Origin of the sequence: Actinomadura chibensis NBRC 106107 (assembly GCF_001552135.1) — a bacterium.
In the GTDB taxonomy this organism is placed as follows: Bacteria; Actinomycetota; Actinomycetes; order Streptosporangiales; family Streptosporangiaceae; genus Spirillospora; species Spirillospora chibensis.
The window spans coordinates 1-6120 of the sequence record NZ_BCQP01000099.1 but is presented as its reverse complement, the minus strand read 5'-3'; the positions used below and the strand labels follow the sequence as shown (position 1 = coordinate 6120).

The following is a 6120-nucleotide window of genomic DNA, read 5'->3' as shown; positions in this document are numbered from 1 at the left end:
TCGGGCCGCCGCCCGCCGCGGCCTCCTCGCCTTCGGCCAGCTCACCGACGTCCACATCGTGGACGCGCAGTCCCCGGCGCGCGTCGAGTTCGTCGACCGGTTCAAGGACGTCCTCGACGTCCTGCCGGTCGAGGGCGCGTACCGGCCGCAGGAATTCCTCACCACGCAGGTCGCCGAGGCGATGGTCCAGGCGGTCAACGCCGTCGGCCGCGGCCCGGCGACCGGGCTGCCGCTCGCCTTCACCATCAACACGGGGGACGCGGCGGACAACGTCCAGTACAACGAGGTCCGCTGGATCATCGACCTGCTGGACGGCGGCCGCGTCAACCCCGACTCCGGCGACCCGAACCGGTACGAGGGCGTCATGGACTGGGCGTCCTACGACCGCGCGTTCTGGCACCCGGAGGGCCCGCCGCCCGGCGCGGACGCCGACCTCCCCACGACGAGGTTCGGCTTCCCGCGCGTCAAGGGCCTGATCGACGCGGCCCGCCGCCCGTTCCAGGCGACCGGGCTCGACTCGCCCTGGCTCGCGGTCTTCGGCAACCACGACGGGCTCGTCCAGGGCAACCTGCCCGCCGGCCCGCTCGTCTCCGGTCTCGCGACCGGCGGTATCAAGATCGGCGCCCCGGCGGACGACGCCCAGGCCCGGCGGCTCGCCCGGATGCTGGCCGAGGCCGACGCCGCCGAGCTGATCCGGCTCAGCCGGGAGCAGGGCGGCGCGGGCGGGCTGTTCCGCCCGGTGACGCCCGACCGGAACCGGCGGATGCTCGCCCGCCGCGAGGTCGTCGCCGAGCACTTCAAGACCACCGCCGCCCTCGCCGGGCACGGCTACACCCTCGCCAACCTCCGGGACGGGACGGCCTACTACGCCTTCGACCGCGGCGTCGTGCGCGGGCTCGTCCTCGACACCGTCAACCCGAACGGCTACTCGGACGGCTCGCTCGACCGCAAGCAGTTCGCGTGGCTCGAATCCCAGCTCAAGGCCGCGAGCAGCCGCTACCTCGCCGCGGACGGCTCGGTCGTGACGCACGCGGTGAAGGACCGGCTGGTCGTCCTGTTCAGCCACCACCCGATCGGGTCGCTGAAGAACTCGCTCGGCGGCGACCGCGTCCTCGGCGACGAGGTCCTGGCGCTCCTGCTCCGCTACCCGAACGTCGTGCTGTGGGTGAACGGCCACACGCACCGGAACCACGTCATCCCGCACACGCGGCCGGGCGGGGGAGGGTTCTGGGAGGTGAACACCGCAGCGCACATCGACTTCCCGCAGCAGAGCCGGATCGTGGAGCTGGCCGACAACGGCGACGGCACCCTGTCGATCTTCGCGACGGTGATCGACTCGGCGGGGCCCGCGTCCTACGGCGGACGCCTCACCGACCCCGTCCGGCTCGCGTCGCTGTCCCGCGAGCTGGCGGGCAACGACTGGCAGGAGCGGGACGAGCACCGCCGCGGCGAGGCCGCCGACCGCAACGTCGAACTCCTCGTCCCGGCCCCCTTCTAGACGCGCGAAGCTCCAGGCACGTGAAAGGGCCGCCGCGTCCGTAGCGCGGCGGCCCTGGCCGGTGCCTGCCTCAGTTGCGGTCGGTCGGCCCGTTGTCGCGCCGGGTGAACCGGTCGAACAGCCCGCCCGCCGCGCCCGCCGCCGCGTCCGCCATGTCGCGGACCTTGCCCACGAACGGGTCGGCCGTCCGCTCCCACGACTCCCGGTAGGAGCGCGCCGCGTTCTTGATCTCGTCGGTGACGGACGCGTCGCCGTCGCCGTCGCGGCGCGGGTAGTCGCCCGCGAGGATCCGCTCGTACTCGGCGCTCTTCCCCCACCGGTCGATCTCGGCGAACCGGATCACCGCGTACGGGTGCGACTGCCCGAGCAGGTTCAGGAACTTCAGCAAGCCGTCCCGGACGTCGCCCGCCGCGTCGTACTCGCGCGCCTGCTGGAGGAACGCCTCGCTGCTCATCTCGCCGAGCCGCGTCCCGCCCGCCAGCTTCATGTTCACCCGCTTGGCGGCGTCGAGGTCCTGCCCGACGAGCAGCCCCGCCCGGTCGGACGACAGCTCCGCCTTCCGGAACCACTCCCGCAGCCCGATGATGATCGCCGCGATGCCGATGTTGCCGAGCGGCAGCCACGCGAGCCGCGACCCGAGCTGCAGCAGGATCTGCATCATCGTCTGGTACACCGCGTGCCCGGACAGGATGTGCCCGACCTCGTGGCCGATGACGAAGCGCAGCTCCTCATCGTCCAGCAGGTCGATCAGGCCGGTGTTCACGACGATGAAGGGGTGGTCGGAGCCGAGCGCCATCGCGTTGGGCGTCGGGTCCTGCCGGACGTACAGCTCCGGCACCTCCGGCATGTCCAGGACGTAGGACGCGTCGCGCACCATGTCGTAGAGGTTGCGGAACTGGTCCTCGCCGACGCGTACCGTCCCGCCGAGGAACATCAGCCGCAGCGACCGCTCGTTGACCAGCCCCGACAGCTTGCGCAGGACGACGTCGAACCCGGACAGCGAGCGCAGCGCCACGAGCGCCGAACGGTCCGCCGGGTGTTCGTAGGCCCGGGAACTGATCCCCGGGAACCGCGCACGTACTCGATCCGGTGTGTTCTCCGTCATGTCTGGCATGGTAGTTCCGACGAACCACCTTGCCGCAGGGTTCCCCGGCGTGGGAGCCTCGTCCGGCTCCGGCCGTCGCCTGGGAGGCGCCTCATGTTCGATCCGAAAGCCGAGGCCATGTCGCCGGACGAGCGGGCCGCGCTGCAACGGCACCGGCTGTGGGGGCTGGTCGACCGGCTGCTCGCCGCGGACGGCGTCCAGGGGCGGCGGCTCAAGGAGGCCGGGGTCGGCGGCGGGTCGGACGTGACGCTCGCCGGGCTGCGCGAGCTCCCGTTCACCACCAAGCAGGACCTCTGGGACCACTACCCGTTCGGGATGCTCGCCGTCCCGCGCGACCAGGTCGCGGCCGTGCACGGGTCCAGCGGGACGCGCGGGCGCCCCACGCTCGTCGCCTACACCAAGGCCGACCTCGACCTGTGGGCGGCGATGTGCGCGCGGTCGCTGTCGTGCGCGGGGGCGTCGCCGGGGAGCGTCGTCCACAACGCGTACGGGTACGGGCTGTTCACCGGCGGCATGGGGATCCACCAGGGCGCGGTCGCGCTCGGCGCGACCGTCGTGCCGATGTCGGGCGGGATGACCGACCGGCAGGTGCGGATGCTGGCCGACCTGCGCGCGGACGTCCTGACCTGCACGCCCGCGTACGCGCTGCGGCTCGGCGAGGCCGTCGCCGAGGCGGGCGTCGAGGTGCCCGCGCTGAAGGCCGGGCTGTTCGGCGCCGAGCCCTGGTCGGAGGAGCTGCGCGCCGCGATCGAGGACGTCCTGCCGGTCAAGGCCATGGACATCTACGGCCTGTCCGAGGTGATCGGGCCCGGCGTCGCCACCGAGTGCCTGGAGCAGGACGGCCTGCACGTCAACGAGGACCACTTCATCGTCGAGGCCGTCGACCCGTCGAGCGGCGTCCCGGTCGCGGACGGCACGCCCGGCGAGCTCGTGTTCACGACCCCGACGAAGCAGGCGCTGCCGCTGCTGCGCTACCGGACCGGCGACATCGCGTCCCTGAACCGGGGCGAGTGCGACTGCGGGCGGACCCTCGTCCGGATGAGCAAGGTGCTCGGACGCTCCGACGACATGCTCGTCGTCAAGGGCGTCAACGTGTACCCGAGCGAGGTCGAGCGGGTGCTGCTCGGGTCGGGGCTCGTCCGGCCGCACTACCAGCTCGTCGTGGACCGGCGGAGCCCCGCCGTCCGGCTGCTCGTGGCGTGCGAGGCGCTCTCCGGCGACCCGCGCGCGGAGCTGGCGCACCGGCTGCGCGAGTCGCTCGGGCTGGCCGCCGAGGTGTTCGTGCTGCCCGCGGGCACCGTGCCGAGGACCGAGGTGGGCAAGGCCGTCCGCGTCGTGTCCTGGGAGGACGGCGGCCCGCCGCTGCGGGGCCTGTCCTGAGCCCCCGCCCCGGACGTTCGAGACCCCGGCCGGGCTGGCTATTCTCGTCGCCATGACCCAAAAGCGGCGGCTGGGGATCATGGGCGGCACGTTCGACCCGATCCACCACGGGCACCTCGTTGCCGCTAGCGAGGTCGCGCACTTCTTCTCGCTGGACGAGGTCGTGTTCGTGCCCACCGGCCTGTCGTCCCACAAGGAGGGACGCAAGGTCGCCGCCGCCGAGGACCGCTACCTCATGGCCGTCATCGCCACCGCGTCCAACCCCAGGTTCTCGGTCAGCCGCGTCGACATCGACCGCCCCGGGCCCACGTACACGGTCGACACGCTCCGTGACATGCGGCAGATCCAAGGGCCAGACGCCGACCTGTTCTTCATCACCGGCGCCGACGCGCTGGAGAAGATGCTGACCTGGCATGACACCGAGGAACTCTTCGAGTTGGCGCACTTCGTGGGGGTCACGCGTCCCGGGCACCGGCTCGCCGACCCCGGACTGCCGAACGGGCGGGTGTCGCTGATGGAGGTCCCGGCGCTGTCGATCTCGTCCACCGAGTGCCGCGAGCGCGTCCACTCCGGGGAGCCGATCTGGTACCTCGTGCCGGACGGGATCGTCCAGTACATCAACAAGCGCGACCTCTACCGCGAATCGGCCGTCTGAGCAGGCCGTCCGGCCCGGGACATACCCTGGAGGCGGAAGCGGCCGCCCGGGCACGGCGGTCGAACATCAACAAAGGGGACCGCGGACCGCCACCCGTGAGATGGTGTTAGCGGAGACGACCCCTACAGGGAGGATCGCGAGCGCATCGTGACCGCATCCGAGAGGGCGGCGCAGCTCGTCCGGATCGCCGCCGAGGCGGCGGGCGACAAGCTGGCCGACGACATTCTTGCCTACGACGTGAGCGAGCAGCTCGTCATCACCGACGCGTTCGTGCTCTGCTCCGCCCCCAGCGACCGGCAGGTCCGCGCCATCGTGGACGAGGTCGAACGGCGCCTCCGGGAGGACGCCGGGGCCAAGCCCGTCCGGCGCGAGGGCGAGCGCGAAGGCCGCTGGGTGCTGCTGGACTACGCGGACATCATCGTGCACATCCAGCACGAGGAGGACCGCATGTTCTACGCCCTCGAACGGCTCTGGAAAGACTGCCCCCTCATCGAACTGCCGGAACGTGTCACCGCCCACCAGGCCCAGCGCGCCCGCGCCGTCGGGAGCCCCGAGTGAGCGAACCCCGCCCGACCCGGGAGCCCGGGAAGCGGCGGCTGGTGCTGTGGCGGCACGGGCAGACCGCGTGGAACGTCGAACGCCGCTTCCAGGGCAAGGCCGACATCCCTCTCGACGAGACCGGCGTCCAGCAGGCCCGGCGGGCGGCGCGGCTGCTCGCCGGGCTCCGCCCGACCGCGCTGCTCTCGTCGCCGCTGCGGCGGGCCGCCGACACCGCGCAGGCCCTCGCCGAGATCACCGGGCTCCCCGTCCGGTACGACAAGGACCTCATCGAACGCGACGGCGGCGCCTGGGAGGGCCTCACCAACATCGAGATCCGCGAACGGTACCCGGCCGAGCACGCCGCCTGGCAGCCGCCGGGCGGCGAGACCAGCGCCCAGGTCGCCAAGCGCGTCGGCGCCGCCCTCGAACGCGCCCTCGACGGCCTGGAGCCGACCGGGCAGCTCGTCGTCGCGTCCCACGGCGCCGCGCTCCGCCTCGGCATGTCCCACCTCCTCGGGCTGCCCGAGGAGACCTGGGAGCGGCTCGGCGGGCTGTCCAACTGCTGCTGGTCGGTGATCACCGAGATGCGCGACGGCGGCTGGCGCCTCGCCGAGCACAACGCCGGGACGCTCCCCGAACCCGTGCTCAGCGACGACCGCCCCGACGCCGGAACCTGATCCGCAAACGATTCGAACCGGGCTCGCTCCGTCCTATACACTGGCGGGGCGCCGCGGGATGAACGTCCACGCGGCGGCGGGGCTATGGCGCAGTTGGTAGCGCGCCTCCATGGCATGGAGGAGGTCTGGGGTTCGAATCCCCATAGCTCCACTCGGAGTTGGGAGTGGTGTGGTCGAGGCTGGTGGCCTCTTCCCCGCCACTCCTTCGTCGTGTTTGCCCGGGGGGCCACCCCCGGACCCCCGATGTGGGGGGCTCCGCCCCCCA

6 protein-coding genes and 1 tRNA gene are annotated in these 6120 nt (G+C 72.4%); 6 read left to right on the top strand and 1 reads right to left on the bottom strand.

What is annotated here, in order from left to right:
• A partial coding sequence (locus ACH01S_RS40870) for a TIGR03767 family metallophosphoesterase (protein ID WP_067905567.1) occupies window positions 1-1498 on the top strand: 1498 nt, incomplete at its 5' end.
• A gap of 70 nt (window positions 1499-1568) precedes the next feature.
• On the opposite strand, the gene ACH01S_RS40865 is transcribed toward ACH01S_RS40870, so the two are convergent.
• Window positions 1569-2603 (bottom strand): M48 family metallopeptidase, encoded by a 1035-nt coding sequence (locus ACH01S_RS40865; RefSeq protein ID WP_083981718.1) that lies wholly within the window; start codon window positions 2601-2603, stop codon window positions 1569-1571.
• A 93-nt stretch (window positions 2604-2696) separates the two neighbouring features.
• Between ACH01S_RS40865 and ACH01S_RS40860 the strand changes: the two genes are divergently transcribed.
• The 5 genes from ACH01S_RS40860 to ACH01S_RS40840 all read left to right on the top strand — a co-directional run bounded on the left by ACH01S_RS40860 (window position 2697) and on the right by ACH01S_RS40840 (window position 6006).
• Window positions 2697-3983 carry a phenylacetate--CoA ligase family protein gene (locus ACH01S_RS40860; RefSeq protein WP_067905563.1) on the top strand — a complete coding sequence of 429 codons (1287 nt, stop codon included), beginning with the start codon at window positions 2697-2699 and terminating at the stop codon, window positions 3981-3983.
• 52 nt (window positions 3984-4035) lie between these two features.
• Entirely contained in the window at window positions 4036-4638 is a 603-nt protein-coding gene (gene nadD / locus ACH01S_RS40855; RefSeq protein WP_067905561.1) for a nicotinate-nucleotide adenylyltransferase, read from the top strand.
• 147 nt (window positions 4639-4785) lie between these two features.
• Window positions 4786-5196 (top strand): ribosome silencing factor, encoded by a 411-nt coding sequence (gene rsfS / locus ACH01S_RS40850; RefSeq protein WP_067905559.1) that lies wholly within the window; start codon window positions 4786-4788, stop codon window positions 5194-5196.
• Window positions 5193-5855: a histidine phosphatase family protein gene (locus ACH01S_RS40845; protein ID WP_067905556.1), complete on the top strand. Its 663-nt coding sequence runs from the start codon at window positions 5193-5195 to the stop codon at window positions 5853-5855. Before rsfS ends, ACH01S_RS40845 begins: the two co-directional genes overlap by 4 nt.
• A 78-nt stretch (window positions 5856-5933) precedes the next feature.
• A tRNA-Ala gene (locus tag ACH01S_RS40840) sits at window positions 5934-6006 on the top strand.
• Window positions 6007-6120: the final 114 nt, after the last annotated feature.

Bases quoted from the DNA above. Each gene is read 5' to 3' on its own strand.
- ACH01S_RS40865 (WP_083981718.1), bottom strand. From the start codon at position 2,603: ATGACGGAGAACACACCGGATCGAGTACGTGCGCGGTTCCCGGGGATC.
- ACH01S_RS40860 (WP_067905563.1), top strand. From the start codon at position 2,697: ATGTTCGATCCGAAAGCCGAGGCCATGTCGCCGGACGAGCGGGCCGCG.
- nadD (WP_067905561.1), top strand. From the start codon at position 4,036: ATGACCCAAAAGCGGCGGCTGGGGATCATGGGCGGCACGTTCGACCCG.